The 16,726-nt window shown below is 43.6% G+C and carries 17 protein-coding genes; 13 read left to right on the top strand and 4 right to left on the bottom strand.

The genetic code is table 11. The annotated features are described in order from the left end of the window. Window positions 1–428 precede the first annotated feature (428 nt). The 6 genes from PRU_RS04765 (at window position 429) to PRU_RS04735 (ending at window position 6,568) form a co-directional block, all read left to right on the top strand. Window positions 429–1,922: a helix-turn-helix transcriptional regulator gene (locus tag PRU_RS04765; RefSeq protein ID WP_041385692.1), complete on the top strand. Its 1,494-nt coding sequence runs from the start codon at window positions 429–431 to the stop codon at window positions 1,920–1,922. 2 nt (window positions 1,923–1,924) lie between these two features. Next, complete coding sequence (locus PRU_RS04760) at window positions 1,925–3,439, top strand: DUF2779 domain-containing protein (RefSeq protein ID WP_013063670.1); 1,515 nt, start codon at window positions 1,925–1,927, stop codon at window positions 3,437–3,439. A gap of 940 nt (window positions 3,440–4,379) precedes the next feature. Beyond that, window positions 4,380–4,601, top strand: a complete 222-nt coding sequence (locus tag PRU_RS04750; protein ID WP_013065252.1) for a hypothetical protein — start codon at window positions 4,380–4,382, stop codon at window positions 4,599–4,601. A 49-nt stretch (window positions 4,602–4,650) separates the two neighbouring features. Continuing rightward, the gene (locus tag PRU_RS04745; RefSeq protein WP_013064634.1) at window positions 4,651–5,031 is read left to right on the top strand and encodes a hypothetical protein; all 381 of its coding nucleotides are present in this window, start codon (window positions 4,651–4,653) and stop codon (window positions 5,029–5,031) included. Window positions 5,032–5,321: 290 nt separating this feature from the next. Next, the gene (locus PRU_RS04740) at window positions 5,322–6,341 is read left to right on the top strand and encodes a hypothetical protein (protein ID WP_041385688.1); all 1,020 of its coding nucleotides are present in this window, start codon (window positions 5,322–5,324) and stop codon (window positions 6,339–6,341) included. Further along, the gene (locus PRU_RS04735) at window positions 6,338–6,568 is read left to right on the top strand and encodes a hypothetical protein (protein WP_013065682.1); all 231 of its coding nucleotides are present in this window, start codon (window positions 6,338–6,340) and stop codon (window positions 6,566–6,568) included. Before PRU_RS04740 ends, PRU_RS04735 begins: the two co-directional genes overlap by 4 nt. Before the next feature lie 490 nt (window positions 6,569–7,058). Here the strand turns inward: PRU_RS04735 and PRU_RS04730 are convergent, their stop codons facing one another. Beyond that, window positions 7,059–8,351, bottom strand: a complete 1,293-nt coding sequence (locus tag PRU_RS04730; protein ID WP_013065633.1) for a Y-family DNA polymerase — start codon at window positions 8,349–8,351, stop codon at window positions 7,059–7,061. Next, on the bottom strand, window positions 8,336–8,797 hold the full coding sequence (locus PRU_RS04725) for a LexA family protein (protein WP_013065053.1): 462 nt from the start codon (window positions 8,795–8,797) through the stop codon (window positions 8,336–8,338). Before PRU_RS04725 ends, PRU_RS04730 begins: the two co-directional genes overlap by 16 nt. A gap of 437 nt (window positions 8,798–9,234) precedes the next feature. On the opposite strand from PRU_RS04725, the gene PRU_RS04720 reads away from it, so the two are divergent. The 4 genes from PRU_RS04720 to PRU_RS16020 all read left to right on the top strand — a co-directional run bounded on the left by PRU_RS04720 (window position 9,235) and on the right by PRU_RS16020 (window position 12,934). Then, complete coding sequence (locus PRU_RS04720) at window positions 9,235–10,428, top strand: hypothetical protein (protein WP_013064093.1); 1,194 nt, start codon at window positions 9,235–9,237, stop codon at window positions 10,426–10,428. Beyond that, window positions 10,428–11,276: a DUF6712 family protein gene (locus PRU_RS04715; RefSeq protein ID WP_013064018.1), complete on the top strand. Its 849-nt coding sequence runs from the start codon at window positions 10,428–10,430 to the stop codon at window positions 11,274–11,276. The genes PRU_RS04720 and PRU_RS04715 overlap by 1 nt, the downstream gene beginning before the upstream one ends. A gap of 609 nt (window positions 11,277–11,885) precedes the next feature. Further along, on the top strand, window positions 11,886–12,092 hold the full coding sequence (locus PRU_RS04710) for a helix-turn-helix transcriptional regulator (RefSeq protein ID WP_041385685.1): 207 nt from the start codon (window positions 11,886–11,888) through the stop codon (window positions 12,090–12,092). 71 nt (window positions 12,093–12,163) lie between these two features. Then, a complete protein-coding gene (locus PRU_RS16020; protein WP_074684080.1) occupies window positions 12,164–12,934 on the top strand; it encodes a hypothetical protein in 771 nt (256 codons plus the stop codon). A 323-nt stretch (window positions 12,935–13,257) separates the two neighbouring features. Here PRU_RS16020 and PRU_RS04700 read toward each other — a convergent pair whose 3' ends face one another. Then, window positions 13,258–13,830, bottom strand: a complete 573-nt coding sequence (locus PRU_RS04700) for a hypothetical protein (protein ID WP_041385683.1) — start codon at window positions 13,828–13,830, stop codon at window positions 13,258–13,260. A 320-nt stretch (window positions 13,831–14,150) separates the two neighbouring features. On the opposite strand from PRU_RS04700, the gene PRU_RS04695 reads away from it, so the two are divergent. The 3 genes from PRU_RS04695 (at window position 14,151) to PRU_RS04685 (ending at window position 15,734) form a co-directional block, all read left to right on the top strand. After that, window positions 14,151–14,702 (top strand): hypothetical protein, encoded by a 552-nt coding sequence (locus tag PRU_RS04695; RefSeq protein ID WP_187288016.1) that lies wholly within the window; start codon window positions 14,151–14,153, stop codon window positions 14,700–14,702. Window positions 14,703–14,775: 73 nt separating this feature from the next. Continuing rightward, window positions 14,776–15,315 carry a hypothetical protein gene (locus PRU_RS04690; RefSeq protein ID WP_013064999.1) on the top strand — a complete coding sequence of 180 codons (540 nt, stop codon included), beginning with the start codon at window positions 14,776–14,778 and terminating at the stop codon, window positions 15,313–15,315. Next, window positions 15,306–15,734 (top strand): hypothetical protein, encoded by a 429-nt coding sequence (locus PRU_RS04685; RefSeq protein WP_013064095.1) that lies wholly within the window; start codon window positions 15,306–15,308, stop codon window positions 15,732–15,734. Before PRU_RS04690 ends, PRU_RS04685 begins: the two co-directional genes overlap by 10 nt. On the opposite strand, the gene PRU_RS04680 is transcribed toward PRU_RS04685, so the two are convergent. Next, window positions 15,735–16,679, bottom strand: coding sequence for a DUF6994 family protein (locus PRU_RS04680; RefSeq protein ID WP_013063125.1), 945 nt, complete (start codon window positions 16,677–16,679; stop codon window positions 15,735–15,737). Between the last annotated feature and the right edge of the window lie 47 nt (window positions 16,680–16,726).

Below are 16,726 nucleotides of genomic sequence, written 5' to 3'. Positions count from 1 at the left end.
GATATCGCAATGCCCAATGTAAGGGCGCGAGTCCTGTCGGAGATGGAAGATCAAGTAGAACCACGATGTATGGTAAAGGTGGGCAAGCCGCAAGGCTTTCAGTAACAGTTCGATTCTGTCGCTTACTTCCATCTACATCTGTGGCTGCCGCAATTGGTGCGGCTAAGTGCAGATTGGGGCTGGCTCCCACTTGGCATTATCGAGTATGGCGGCCAGCCTTTTAATAAGGAAAAGATTTCTTTGAAATGGTTAGACAAACAGAATATCGCATGCCCGTTATTGAGGGAACGAGTTCTGTTGGAGCTGGCACCCACTTGACGTTTTTGAGTATGGCGGCCAGCTCTATTTTAAAAAAAATATTATCTGTTCGCTTTAGGTGAACAGATTTTTTGTATCTTTGCACTATAAACTATAAAATACTACGCGATATGGCAAATACGAAGGACTATGCAATGCGAGAAATGATTTACGATCAGTGCTTTGGTACTGGACGTGAATATACACGCGAACAGTTGATGGCTATCGTAAACAGGAAGCTGGAGGATAGAGGAATGCTGCCTATCCAGTCGAGAACTACCTTTAGTCAGGATATTACCGAGATGAATGCCAAGTTCTTTAAGGTGTTTGGACAGGAGGGAATCGTATGGGAAGACAGACACAAGAAACGCTATTACCGCTATCGCGACGGATTCGACTCGATATATAACCGTGAGTTGACGGAGAATGAGATTGAGAAGCTGCAAGAGGTACGTAGTCTGTTGCAGGGATTCAAGGGTATGTCGGAGTTTGGCTGGATCGACCAGATGCTTACTCGTCTTGACCAGAACATCATGAGTAAGCAGAAAGAGATAGCACGCTTTGAAGGTGGAACGCCATGGGATGCAGAATTCCTTATGCCACTATTCAAAGCTATACGCAATCGACAGGTGGTAGATGTGGAATATAGAAAGGATTTTCGCGATGCAGAAACGATTACTTTACATCCATATTATCTGAAACAGTACTGGCGTCGCTGGTATCTGATGGCACAGCAGGAAGGCTGCGATAAGATTGAGGCTTATCCGCTGATTTGCATGAGTGCTGTAAAGGAGAACAATGAGGTAAAATACCGAGCCACCAAAACATCGTTTAAGCAATATTTCAAACATCTGGTAGGTGTTACGGTGCCACCTGAAAAAACGGTGGAGCACATCGAGCTATGGGCAGATATCTCATTGTATCCTTATCTATATTCGTATCCCATCAGCGAAACACAAAAGCTTGAGATAGAGGGCGAAAGAAACATCAAGGTATCGCTAGATGTGATGTTAAACTACGAAATAATACAGGAACTGATGTTCTATGGCGACCGTCTCGTGGTTAAATCACCTGAATGGTTTCGCGACGAGATGCTGGAGCGTCTTGAGTGGTGTAAACAATCATATAAAAATGTAGAAGGTGATAGCCTGAATATAGAAGACTTAGAGCCGCAGTTATTCGCATTCAACTATCTGCATAATGATAGCAATGATTGGAAATGCATCGTCTATCGCATAAGCTTGGGAACGATGATTATGACAGATTCTATCGAAAACCTGGGCATAGAGTGGAGTTACATTAGTACTTGCCTGGAGAGAATAGTAAATCATCCCAGGACTGTAATCGAACTGGGCGAAGAAGAGGAGCCTACTAAGATAGAGCTGAAGAAGGTTGGCGATATGATGGATATCACAGTTACTCTTAATAGCCGAGTAAGTAAGGAAAGCCTGCCTTTCAAAGGATTTGCACGATGCAAGGATGTGGTGCGTGAACTATACAATGGACTACTGGAAATGGCTAACGCATACCCAAAAGAATATGTAGATGGTTGCCCATTTACCCGAGACGTAGTGCGCAGAGCGCTTAAATCAGAAATAATCGAAAACTATTTAAACGAGAAATAACGATGAAACAGCTATCAAAGTCGAAGTACGCTAAGTATTGTCAGTGCCCCAAGTGCTTATGGATGAGCGTGTATAAGCCAGAGGAAGAAGTGATCGACCCATCTGCTGAAGGGCGCTTTGAAAAAGGTACGGAAGTCGGAAATCTTGCCAAAGGTGTCCTTGGTCCCTATGTGGATGTTACAGTAAAGCGAGCTGATGGAAGTCTTGATTTGTCTGCTATGATTCAAAACACCAAGAATTTGATAGCTGAAGGCCAAGACAATATATGTGAAGCTGCATTCTCTTTCGAAGGCAACTACTGTGCTGTGGATATACTTCACCGCACAGAGCATGGATATGCCATCTATGAAGTAAAGAGTGTTAGCTATCCTGAATTTGATGGTAAACCAGCTAAACTGGGCAAATTCCTGCCAGATATCGCCTATCAGAAATGGGTACTCGAAAAATGCGGAATCAACGTTACTGGCACATATCTGGTTTGCCTTAATTCAGACTATGTAAGAGAGGGCGAACTTGATTTGAAGCGTCTGTTCGTTATCAACGATGTTTCTGAAATGATAGCCGACGAATATGCTCAGGTGGAAGCAAGACAAACTGCTGCTTTAAAACTCCTGCAAAGCTGCGAAGAGCCCGAGCAGGATATCTGGGAAGGATGTAAGGCTCCATACGACTGCGGTTTCTTCAAATACTGCTCTCGACACATTCCATCCCCATCAGTATTCGACCTTTATCGTATGCGCTTCTCAGACAAGCTGAAGTATTATCGTCAGGGTATAATATCATACAATGATGTTAAGAATGAGAAGCTGACTCCTGTGAGGCGAATACAGATAGAAAGCGCATTAGCCAATAAACCACACATTGAGCCAGACAAAATTAAAGAGTTCTTGAACACTTTGACCTATCCATTGTATTTTCTGGACTTTGAAACTATACAACAGGTTGTTCCAGAGTTTGAAGGAACAAAGGTTTACCAGCAGATTACGTTCCAGTATTCACTGCATATCATTGAAAATGAAGGTGGTGAACTAATACACAAAGAACATCTGGGAATTTCTGGCTCCGACCCAAGAAGAGCTTTGGCAGAGCAGCTATGCAAGGATATTCCTATGAATGTATGTACCCTTGCCTTTAATAAATCCTTTGAGTGCACGCGCATCAAAGAACTGGCAGGGTGGTATCCTGACCTGGCTGAGCATCTGCTGAACATCAAAGACAACATCAAGGATTTACTTGACCCGTTTGCTGCTGGTCAGTATTACCTGCCAGCGATGGGAGGCTCGTTCTCCATTAAGGTAGTACTGCCTACCTTATTCCCTAACGATCCATCATTGGATTACCATAATCTAGAAGGTTGTGTTCATAATGGTAGCGAGGCAATGACCATATTCCCAAAGATTCAGTTTATGGATCCTGAGGAACAGGCAAAAACAAGGAAAGCATTACTAGCATATTGCGGCCTAGATACATTTGCAATGGTCAAAATTTGGGAGAAACTCTTATCTGCAGTACAATAAGACATTCTCATATGAGTCGTGAGACTCTACTTTTTGCAAATGCGTAGGCATCGCTGACATATTCATTGGACTCTGTCTTGAATTTCCTGCGAGGCTTCTTGGACGCAGAATAATAGCAAACGCTTTATTATTACCCAAAAATCTGAGACAGTGAGCCGTGAGGCCCGCTGTCTCTTTATATCCCTTCTGCGTCAGATTCAAAAAAGTATGCATGGCTGCAAATGGGGCATAGCCTAGCAAGTCCTGTTCTTCTACACACCTGTAATCGCTACCATCCATCGTTCATAACCCTCTCACTTACCTTCATATCTACTAAAGATATCACTTGCTTTCCACTTCAACATTTTTGTTTTCCTTACTTTGATACTTTATCGTCAGATCTCTAAAACTTATCTGTACTTCGATGTAATCTGCCAGTAAAGTAGGGTAGTGGCCACTCTCAGCTATCCCCTGTACCACAAGGTAAATAGGAAAATCAGCACACATACCTCGTACAACACTCACCACACCTTATACACAAAGGATAGACAATGCAGATATAGCCCAAAATAGGATGGGGTAGCAATAGCACTTGTTAGTACCTGCCGTGGGTTGGATGTTTGCTGAATCTGTGTCATTGACATACTCTATACATGTTGGACTTCTCATGATAGCTACCTATGAGGCCCTTTACTTATTTTTCCTTTGCAAATTTAGCGCAATCCCGTGCTCTGCAAGTACTGGTCACAGGCTCCCGATTCCTGCTCAAAAATCACAGCAGCCTTCCGCATTTTCTTCTTCACGTCAGGACCTAAAGAAAATGGGGTATTCCGTTATTTTTGCTAGTAATTCCTTGCATTAAAGCACTTGCCGCTTGCTGCTCTTATATGCACGTAAAAATTACAAAAGCTCCTCGGAGCTTATCATTAACAAGAAGTCAAACATTTAAAAAATAAGAATTATGACACAGAATGTACAAACATCAGTTTTCACCCACAGCAGATTGTATAACAAGCGTTATTATCTGGGCAATATCTACAATGTAGTTGTTAATTGCGAAGGTGGTGAGTATTACGAGTACGAGGTTGAAGCCGATACATTTGCTAAGGCTACAGAGATAGCTGAGAGCATGGCCAATGATCTGATGGCAGATATCACATATGTCGAAGTATATAAAGTTTAAGAATAAAGTATTTCAAAGATAAGTCTAACAATTTAAAAATATTAAAGTTATGGAAGCAAAAGTTATTATCATTTCAGTAGTGAAGTCTAACAAGAGTGAGAACAATGTTTGGATGGTGGCCATCACAGGTGAAGAACAAGGTAAGGCATACTGCAAGAGCCCCTACAAAGCCATGCGTTTCGCTTTTCTCCTGAAGAAGCAGACAGGATATAGCATCGAGGATGCATCCCTCAAGGCCCTCTCAGAGGAAATTGCAAAGCAGAAAGCTGAAGCAGCTGCTGCCGAGCCAGAGAAGCCTGCAGAGCAGGAAGCTCAGCAGCCAGAGGCTGAAGAGAAGCCTAAGAAGCAGCGCAAGCCCCGCGCAAAGAAGGAGCCCAAAGTGGTTCAGATGGCTCCAGAGCCACAGCAAGAATTGATAGCATTCCTTTAAGGAGTGCTATCTTTTTCTGTACTAGAAAAAGTTGCTATATATTATCAAAAAAGGCTCGCTTCCCAGCGAACCTTTCCTGAAAAAATTTACTTAAAAAACTAAATTAATCAACCATAAACCTTAACCACTGCAAAGATATACATTTCTTTCGGAATTGATGTTTATTTTTCGTCATTTTTTGTTCATTCTACATTATTTAGCGCAGATTAAACAATGTTACGCCGAATTTAAACATCTTTTCGTGTCTTTTCCCCGCCCACCGCCCAATTGTATCTTTGCAGAAAAAAGATATGGCCACCGTTATCAATACAAAGTTTTCCTCCATATGCCTCACAGCTGACTTGCCTGAAGAGGTGGAGATAGAATCGCTCACACCGCTAGTCACTGTCACTATAAGCATCGACGAGGTGGAAGTCTTTTCCTCAGCGTACTATATCTACGGCTTGAAGGCATATGTACGTGACATCCAGTCTATCGTCGAGTCAGCTATGTTGCAAAAGAAGCTGGCCATCGCCTCGTTCGTCCTTAATGTCAAGGACTACGAGAACTTTACCTACACATCGGGTGTCATCAAGGTAGTATACAGTCATTTGAAATCACTTAAAGGCGCAGAACAAGCACTTTTGGGCGCTTTCCTCACTACACGCAAAAGTGCATTGCTATCACAAACATGCCCCTTTACGCTATACAACTATGCCCAGCCATATCAGCAGAGTTCAAACTATTGCGATATCTATTACAACATGCCATCAGTACAGTCGATGCTCAAATCAACAGTCACGTTCGGCAATAAACAGTCCGACACACCCAAAATCATCGCATCTGAGGCCAGTTATGCGCGGTTCCAGAATCTGTTGGCGCTTAGTGGCATTTACAACGCCACCATACATCGGGTCTTTTATAGAATAGGGGAGCGCGAGTTCAATATATATTTCTCACCCACCGCTCCATCTGATACATTCCAGTTCAAAGGTAATTTTAATCTTTGGGAAACGGTTTGCCTTTTCGGCGCTACTACTTCAAAAACGGAGATCGACCGTTCTGAAGCGATATGCGGTAATAAGGTTGCTTATTACGACACTTCCGTCAAAGTCAAACACGAAGTGGAAACAGCACCACTTACACTATCCGAAGCACAGTTCCTTACTCAGCTTCTCTCTTCCCAGGAAATCACTCGAGAAGTTGCTGACGGAGTCTTCGCTCCAGTCATAATTTCAGATACCTCATCAGAAGTATCAGATAATAATTCTAACCCCATCCGCTTGAAGTTCACCTGGACTTATGCGGAACAAAACGAGTTTCTCCCATGAATAGTATCCACATTACCACAGCCCGGCTGATTCTCAACCGTCCTGAGCCTGTCGATATCCGTCTATGGACATCTAAAGGCGAGATCCAGGAGTGGCACCGCTGTATCTGTATCAAGTACGACCACTACAAAGGCACACGCAAGTTCAAACTCCTCGATTCTAATCAGATCCGTCAGACTCGCGAGTGCTGTATCTTCATGCTCAACGGCATGGAAGTCTACCTGTAGCATGCCTTTATGCCGAACTTTTTCCGAAGAATTATCGCTTATTCGGAAATATTTCGTATCTTTGCACCCAGAACAAGCGGGCTAAAAAGGTCGTCGCTGTTCCTGCTGCTCATGCATCTGTGCTTCTGCAGCATCTTATTGGTAAACGAAGCTGACGCGCTTCTGTCTTGCACACTCGAATCTGGAAAATTCAAACAAAGAACAAGACGGGGTACGACGGTTCACGTATATATTCGTGGGCTTGTCGTCTCATGTTCTTTTCTTTACGGCAATCCAGAGCCTGAGTGTGAAGACGTGGGATACGCAAGCCCACGTTCTTTTTGTACAAATCAAACTAGCCAGAAGCATCAGCAAAAAGATATTTTGTATTTGGGACCATACCACCTGTGAAGGCATGTATGATCCACAGTCTTTTTCTTTTAGAAATTGACTAAGCTATAAGTAAATTTTAATGAGTAAAGTGGCCAGCTTGTGAAAGCCAGCCACTTTTTTATTCTGCTTCAGGAATGTCGCTCCACTTTGTAGTGTAGCTTGGACTACGGAAGTCGTGCTTGATGCTGTCTCGGAAAACACTCGCTTTGCCAATGCCGTCTTTAGCCGTGTATTGTTGCGAGCCAAGCACGACAGTCTCACTACCATTTATGCGATTGATACGGTCGATGGCTTCATCCAGTTTTCGCTTTTTCTCATATTTCTCCGAATCATAGTCGATGAAATTGGTCTGTACAGCCGAAGTAGGGCAGATGCCCATCACGATTACACCAGCACGCTTGTACTGATACCCTTGTCGGTATATCCTCTGGGTGCAGCGCAGAGCACATTGCACGATATCCTGGGTGCTACTGCTGGGTGTCAACAGTCGTTCCTCGGCATAGTTCCAGTACTGTGGCAAGTCCTCTCGGAAATGGTTTGTATCGATGAACACACTCACAATCGCTGCTGCTGACTGTTGCTTGCGAAGCTTTTCTGCACAATGGGCAGCAAAGTTGCTGATGCTGGTACGCAGCGTCTCAAAGTCAGGCACCATTCCGGGGAAGCTTCTGCTGGTACAGATGCTTTTCTTCTTAGTCATGTCTTCCAGAAGAATGCAATCCTCACCGTTGAGTTCACGCCAGGTGCGCTCTACCACAACGTTAAAGGTCGACCGAACCCAGCTTCTGCTGAGCGTTGCAAAATCATAGGCTGTCTTGATGCCTATAGCTTCAAGGCGCTTAGCATACTGTCGGCCAATGCCCCACACTTCGCTAATGGGATACAGTTCTAAGGCCTTATCGCGTCTTGTCACATTGTCAATATAGCAACAATGATGAAATCCGGGATATTTCTTGGCATAATGACTGGCCATCTTTGCCAAGGTCTTAGTAGAGGCGATGCCGATGCTTACCGGCATACCCGTGCATTGTTTGATGCGCTGATGCATCTCCTCGCCCCATGCTTTCAGGTCGAGATGCTCCATACCTTTCAGCATACAGAAGCCTTCATCTATACTGTAACGATAGAATTCAGGCACCTCCTTTCGGATGAGCGACATCACTCTGTCGGTCATATCGATATACAGTTCGTAGTTCGACGAGAATACCGCTATTTCCTGTCCAGGAAAGAGGTCTTTTAGTTGGAAGTAGGGAGTTCCAGCTTTGATGCCCATTGCTTTTGCTTCGTTTGAGCGCGCAACAACACAGCCATCGTTGTTCGACAATACAACGACGGGCTTTCCGTTGAGATCGGGCCTGAATACACGCTCGCAGCTCACGAAGCAATTATCACAATCTATAATGGCAAACAATAGCTATTCCTCCAGTCTCTAATGGTAAAAATTACTTTTCCCCAGACAGTAAACTCGTCTGATGAATCGATGATAAACGGTTTGAAATCCTTATTGGCTGGCACCAATCGGATAAAGCCCTGATCCTTAGTCGACGTATCCAGGTACTTCACCGTAAACCCACCGTTAACATACGCAGCCACGATATTGCCGTGTACCATCTCTTCTGCTTTGTCTACCAGGCACAAGTCGCCATCGAAGATGCCGGCCTCTTTCATAGAATCGCCTTTCACACGCACATAGAAAGTACTTTCGGGGTGCTTGATAAAGTCGCGATTGAAATCCAGCCTGTCTGCAGGATAGTCACTGGTAATAGGGAAACCGGCTGCTATCGCATCGTACATCGGCAGCTCCAGCTCCGTAGATACATCTGCTTTTTGTATATCTGGTTCTTTCATTTTCTTCATTTTGCTGCAAAATTACAATTTTCTCACTAATTCCAAGAATTATTAGCCAAAATGTTTGTATTTCATTTATTCTTTGTACCTTTGCGTTTGGTTTTTGACCATGGGCATTTTGCCCATACCTAAATTTTTTCATTCATACCCCTGTGAAGGGCAAGAATGAGTGAGTACAGGTTTTATTCCTGCCTCGGGTTAGATTATATAATTGTATAGATTATGGCTGGCTGTGAAGCTCGCCATTTTTTGTGTCTTTTTTCATCCCTAGTCATATTCATATCTTTGCCAGAAAAATCACCGATATGAATAATTTCGTTTCCTTCAACTCTGTTGAATCCATCCCGGACCTCAAAGCCAGCGCCGCATTCACTGTCAACAGCTCCGAAGTCTTCAAGGAGCAGTATGATATCATCCCCCGTACACTGGTCGAAGGTTACCAGTATATGCCCTGGGGCGCAGACAACGAGATGCCTTACCGCATTCTCGAGCTTATTGAGTCCGACGAGACACTATCCACCTGTCAGATCTTCAACGCTGAAGTCTGCTATGGTTCCGGCCTGGTCTATGACACATCCCAGGCCAGTGCTGCCACCAAGTCACAAGTCCAGGAGTTCCTGATGGATAACTCTCTGGCCTCGTATTTCCTCGGTGTCTGCCAGGATTTCAAACATTTCGGTTTTTGTGTGTCTATCATCATTCTGAGTTCTGATGGTTCAAAAGTTGTACGTATTCTTCGCAAAGAGGCCTGCTACTGCCGTTTTGCTCCTGCAGACAAGTCTGGCCGCATACCGTATATCCTGTATGCGAACTGGCGAAAGTCTATCTCCAGTAAGGACGAAGTCGAGAAGATAGAGCTCCTGGATTTCCATTCTCCTTGGGCAGATCTGCAGGAGCGTCTCAAGCCCGCTAAAGGTAATAAGCCCAAATCCAGCACCCGCAAGTTCGCCATCGTCAGCCGTGTTCCAACACCTGACAGCACCTATTATCCCATCCCTTATTATGGTTCTCTATTTAAGGGCAACTGGTATAATATCAAGCGTCTCATCGGCATGGCAAAGGAAGCTAAATTGAAGAATTCTGCACCTATCAAGTATCACATCGAGATCGCCAATCGATTCTGGGACGGAATCTTCAAAGCCGAAGGAATTACCGACCGTAAGAAGCAGATGGATAGGGTAGTGGAGGAGAAGGAAAAAATCATCAACTTCCTGACGGGTATGGAGAACTCTGGTAAGGTTCTTTTCTCTACGTTCTACATCTCCCCAGATGGTCACGAACAACATGACGTAGTTATTAATAAGGTAGAAACGGAAAAGGAAGGTGGCGACTGGTCGACAGATATTATCGAAGCCGTCAACATGATGTGTTTTACGATGCGCGTTCATTCTAACCTCGTCGGCTCAGTACCAGGAAAGAGTCAGACAAACAACTCCGGTTCTGACAAGCGTGAGCTCTATACCATCGCTCAGGCTCTGCAGAAGCCATATCACGACCTTCTTTTCACCGTTCACCATATCATTATAAGGTTCAACGGTTGGGAAGGCGTTCATCCCGATTGTCCATTCATCATGCTTTCAACGCTTGATGAAAATAGAGACGCTAAGCTTGTTACACCGAATAAGACTGAAGAAGAATAATGAAACTGATTACCACCGACGAGCAGCTGCGCTTGCTCATACCTAACGTACTGGCCACCGTTGAGGGTGAGCCTACATTGATTGAAAAGCTTTACCCATATCTCGAGTCTGCCGAGCAATGGGTAATGGACACTTTCGTTCCTGAAGCCAATTTTGCCGAGATAGCTGAAGCTGACAGCTCAGGTCCTAACGAGCGTTTCCGTTTCCCCTTGGAAAAGCTCGTAGCCTGTCATGCCTATATGACAGCCATCCCTTCGCTTGATTTAGTCTTGACCCCTAATGGTTTCGGTATCGTCTCAAATCAGACAGTTGTTCCCGCTTCTCGTGAGCGCGTCGCCGCTCTGATCGCCTCTCTCGAGTCTCAGCGCGACGCCGCTATCGAAGCTCTCATCCTTCGTCTATCCAGTAGAACGGACTGGCAGCAAAGCGAACCAGGTAAATACTTCGCCGCCACAATGTTCCCGTTCCTGAGCCTCTGCCGCCGTCTCGCCATCCGCGAACATATCTGGGACTCCTACCAGCAGCTGCACGAACGTCTCATAAAGATAGAGTCCGTTCTTGCCGACACATACTTCTCTCACGAGCAGATGCAAGTCTTCCGCTCCCACGTATTCACCCAGCACCGCAGCGCATCACCCCTCGAAGAGCAGGTGATTAAATCCCTGCAGTCCTACGAGTTGGAGCTTCTAAACAACATCCAAGTTCACCCCCAATGTTATTACGATCTAATCACTATCATTCGCGAACACGAAGAAATATTCCCCGCCTGGCACACCTCCGCAGTCGCCGCCCTCTACACCCCCAAAGTCTTCGTGAACCAAAAGTCATCTGGTGGTTACTGGTTATAAATACAAATATTATAATCCCCGCTACACTAATAATAGTGAGCGGGGACAAGATAGATTTTAAAAATGGTCTTTTACAATCCTTTTTCCAGTCCATCAACATACTGGTACATCAATAACAAATCAATTATTATGCTGATGATGCTAACCTAAGGTATGACAATACTAAGTATAGTCAATAGAATACTTGTATTAGCACATAAAACATGTCAATGACTTACCCTATAGCCTTGGGGAGAGGGGATGTATTCCGCCAAAGATCATAATAAAAGTTGTTAATAATCGTTTCTTTTAACATACAAATAAAAAATGGCGAAAATAAAAAGAAATAAAGCATATCCCCATCCTCCTATAGAGATAGCTATTATAATGATTATGACACTAACGATAAGCCAGCATACCAAAGCAATAAATCCCATTTTTATTAATTGTATTCTTTTATTAAAAGTTTTGTTTTGATGATGTTTATTATTGCAAATTTACAAAGATAATATTTGCAAAACAAAAAACACAGCTAATTATTAACAATATTTTTCTTGTTTAAAGCATTCGCTTTCACGTTTCATTTCTTTTTTCGTACCTTTGCACACAAAAAATTCAAATAGTGCAAATATGAAGAAGAATATAAACCGAATTAAAGTGGTTCTAGTTGAAAAACATAGAACCAACAAATGGCTAGCCGAACAGCTAGGCGTTACACCATCCACAGTAAGCAAGTGGTGCACAAACGATGCCCAGCCATCAATTGAAACCCTCATGAAGATATCTGTTCTTCTTGACGTAAAAACAGATGATCTCCTAAGATTCGACGAATTGTAATTATTTCACATAATCCTTGGACATTCCAACAAAAAGATGTATCTTTGCCACAAAATTATAAATATCTAATTATGTCATACCAATACCCATTCGGCCAACAGGTCCAATCATTAGTACAGCAAGACCGTACTCCTAAAAAAGTTTTCGTTCTAGGTGTCTATGCAAGTGCAGTTCATGCGCGTTGGAAGAAAGACGGCAAAACTATATGTCCAGCTTTGGCTGTTGCAAGTGAACCACGTATCTTCTGGGACGGCAACATCGATGAAGCAAAAGAAATAATATCTAAGATACAGATTCCTACAGAAGTAGGAACGCTAGAACCGGCCGGAGAACATCTCAACGGCCCTTCTGCCAAAGTCCTCGATGAACATATCCTCGGGATTCTTGGCTACTCAAGGAAAAACGCATGGTTGTGCGACCTTCTTCCTGAAACACGCATCAACGACGGCCAAGCAAAAGTGATCGAGAAAGAATATAATCCGTTAATAGAGAAGTATGGCCTCAATGAAGTGAACATACCAAAACGGCCAACAGTATTCTGCGATGACAAGAGACGCCAAGAAATCGTTTCAGAACTGAAGGAATCAAAAGCTAGTCTTTTGGTTCTCCTCGGGGATATCCCCATTGCACAGTTCTTAAACAAGGTTGCTGAAGTTCCTTATAAATCCCTGCAGGAGTATGTTGAGCTTTATGGATACGGCACTATCACGGCTGCTACCGTTGACGGTCACACCGTAAATGTTCTCCCATTGGCACACCCTCGCCAAATTGGTGCTCTCGGTGCCCATAGCGATAAATGGACCAAGTTCCATCAGGAATGGGAATCAAACATTAACAAATAATCCCTGAACAATTCTGAGATAGTATAAGTTTAACACAACCAAATTATCCCTATGTTTCTACGGCCTAGTTAACCTCATCTGTAAACATACTGTAGAGTTCCCCGCTGACACACCTCCCCAGTCGGCGCCCTCTACACCCCAAATGTCTTCGAGAATCAAATCAGAAAAAGAGCTTCGGGCACTCCAAAAAAGGATTGCCCGAACTTAGGTGCAGAATGCGGGGGCATTACCTCCCTCTCTCATCCCGCGCTGCAAAGATAGTTAATTCTATCGATAAAACAAAGAAATGCCCTAAATATTTCCGATTATTTCAAGTTCAACTTTCATTTCCAAACAAAACAAACTTCTTGAATGATTCTATTACACTTTTTTCTATCGTAAGTCGGTTTAATGCCTTTTGTCCGATCTGCGCTTTCGACAATCTCTTCCAACAATTGTTCCAATCTCGCTTTGTCCACAGCACCTGACACCTCTGCCATCCAAAAAATCAATTCACCACAAACAATGCTTTTGCTGAACTTCTTATTACCATCGTTGCTATCACAATATGTCATTAAATGCCAATATTGGGAGGGGGAATTCTTCTTGTAATCAACTAATATCCCTTCTTTCTTTGCACGTGCAATATAGCCACCACTTACTTGTTGATATCCAGTATATACCAATTTCTCTGTCAATGGACATGGCTTATTACCCATTCCAATGAAAATCTCTTTTATTTGCTCTATTGTCATACTAGTACTTTTTAGTTTCTTTTTATATACAAAAATTCCTTCAAGACTGGCAGCCGCGCTATCCACTTGGGAATCACCCAGCCCTCCACGAATATTGCTACTCGATTCTTTAAGCCCCTGGTGGATGATAAATCCGTTGCAAATATAAATAATAAATCTCAACCTACAAATATAATTTTGTATATTTATATTTCTTCAATAAATTGTAGGATTAAGTTATCTAGTAGAATATAGCTTCCCGTGTCTTTCCAATATCCACATAGAATATCTATCTTTGCCCCATGAAAATGTTCAATATCACATTGCCCACCAGCTGGCCCGAATTGACAGACGAGCAGCTGCTCATGGTCTATGGACTATTCGCACGCGACTTGTCTGCAGCAGAGGTCAAGTCCCTCTGCCTCATGAAGTGGAATCACTTAAAGGTGCTAGCCACTCTGCCGAGCCATCGTTTCCTCATAAAGCGAGGAAAAGAGCAGGTTGTGCTCAAAGTCAGGCAGATTCAGCAAGCCACCTCAGTTCTTGATTATCTTGATTCATTAGCACCTATGCCCATTCGTATCTCACGAATAGGCAAGCACCGCGCTTTGCCAGCGGACTTCGAGAAAGTTCCTTTTGAGCAGTATCTGTATGTTGACAACCTGTTCCAGGGTTATCTCAACACTCAGCAGGATGAACTGTTGCTTCAGATGGCACAAATCCTATACGGAAGCGACCATGTGAAGCCCTCGAAAGCCCATCTTGTAGGTATCTTCTACTGGATGGCTTCACTCAAACAGTACTTCGCATCGCTCTTCACGAACTTCTATAAGCCAGCCCCCGCTAAGGGCGAGGCCAATCTGCTGGGCTCCAGCCAGCCGGATATCTACAGTCAGTTGCGTGACAGTACGAATGCCATGATCCGCGCCCTAACAGGTGGCGATATCACCAAAGAAGAGCGCATCCTAAAGATGGATACCTGGCGCGCGCTCACCGAGCTTGATGCTAAGGCAAAGGAAGCAGAAGAGCTTCGAAAGGCTTATAAGAAACCTTAGCAAGTTTGTTACACAGTTATCACACAATAGCCTACTTACCAAACATTTACATACATTCCTTATACTCTTACTTATGTTACCATTTCTTCCACATACGCCTGAACAGCCAACACAAACAAAGAACAACGACTCCTTCAACTGGGATGCCACATCGTTCTTTGAAGACCTAACCAAGCGCAACAAGTTCGCTCAGTCCAAGCACTTCACCTTCTGTCGAGTTTCTGGGCTTGACGGCTTCGAAGAAGCACTGGCCAAAATGCAGACAAAAGCGGCTTTCGTCTGCGTGTCCGACATCTCACAGGGATTTACGGACATCAATAACACACCGCACACTCGCCGTGTGAAGACAGTGTTCCTAGCCATGCGCCACACCATTGACAACATGGTGGTCCGCCAGTCCTGTATGGACGCCATGCGCGAGCTATTCCGACAGTTTATGTCTGTCCTGATCCAGGAGCACACTCGTCTGCAGCAGCAATCTATTTATATCGACCCTCGTATCTCCTTCCAAGAAATCGACCGCTATTTCTTCTCAGGATGCGCTTGTGCGTACTTCCAAATCGCCGTTGACACCTACACCGATTTACAATTCAACCAGGAGGAATGGACTTGAATCAGCATCCCGATCCACAAGGCGAGCGCGAGAAATACGTTCTCGCTTTCAACGACACTATGCTTAAAATCTGGCAGGAGCAGATTACACTGCTGGATGTCATCGACACAGGCCGGCTGCTGCACTCCGTCAGCGCTTTGCCAGTAAGAGCCGATGGCCGTTTTATCGAGATAGGCTTGTCACAGGCCTTCCTCGAATACGGACTTTGGCAAGATTTCGGTACAGGAAAGGAAATCCCCAGAGGCAACTCCGGGGATATAGGTCGTGAAAAGCGACGTGTCGCTAAGAAGTGGTTCTCTCGAAAGTATTATTCCTCAGTTCTCAACCTCCGTGATTTCCTGGCTGATAACATCGGCCAGTCCTTCGTCGGCATCGTAGCCAAAGCAATAGACGAAAATTACAGGAGGTACAATCATTAGTTAAAGCTTTTTGACTCGCTCTATATTCTCATCATATTCTTCTATCGTGATACCGTGATTCTTACAGGCATCGGCTTTCTTTATTCCTTTTAGAATATTTGCATAGGCACCGAGCACCATGACATCTAATCTCGACCAACCGTCTTCAGCTAGTAGGTCAGCGTGCATCATAGTTGTAAATTCATCCTTCTTAGTCACAGAATTAATGTAATGCTGAATTCTTATATTCCTACTTTCTACAAATTCTATTTCCTTGTTCAAGAAATTAAAGTATTCATCAACAGTCTTTGGGATGGGGTTCTTTACAAACAGCGGAGTATCCAACCATAGTTTGACACTTGCATAATTCTTATCGACAAGATCTTGAAAAAAGAAGAAATCCACATAGCCCTTAAAGTCCACAAACAATTCAAAAAAAGCTTTATTCTTATTCAATACATCACTTAATGGGCTGTCATCTCCATTATAGAATCGACGAATACATTCTAATGTCAAATCCCATCGGTCACGTATATCAGCCCGAAATCCCCTAGTCTGATTTATTCCCCCGACCGCAGATGGCAATATGACTTCACCACCAATCTGATATAGTTGATGAAGATACGTTTCTACGAACTGATGATAATCGGGTACATTCTTCTTTACTTCTTCCAAAAGCGGTCTGTTTCGATAATATCTAAAAGAAGCAGTAATAGAATCGTTTCCGAAATAGAAATCCTTCCATTTTAGATAGAATTTACTTCTGCCATCTTCTAGTTCCATTAATTCACCATTAGGTAATGGCTTACTCCATAATAGCTGACTATATAGTCTAAGCGTTTTACTTCTGGAATCAGGATCTGCGCCTCCAGCCCCAAGTCCATCGTTTCTTTCCCAAAAGCCTTCCCAAAATCCTTTGGTATCAGAAGTAAAATCAAAATTCACATCTATATCTCTTATTCTCATATTTTATAGCTTTAGTCTACTGCAAAAATACATAATAATTTTGAAAA

The sequence above is a fragment of the Xylanibacter ruminicola 23 genome (assembly GCF_000025925.1).
In the GTDB taxonomy this organism is placed as follows: Bacteria; Bacteroidota; Bacteroidia; order Bacteroidales; family Bacteroidaceae; genus Prevotella; species Prevotella ruminicola.
The sequence above is the reverse complement of the archived record's forward strand: the minus strand, read 5'-3'. Positions and strand labels throughout refer to the sequence as shown.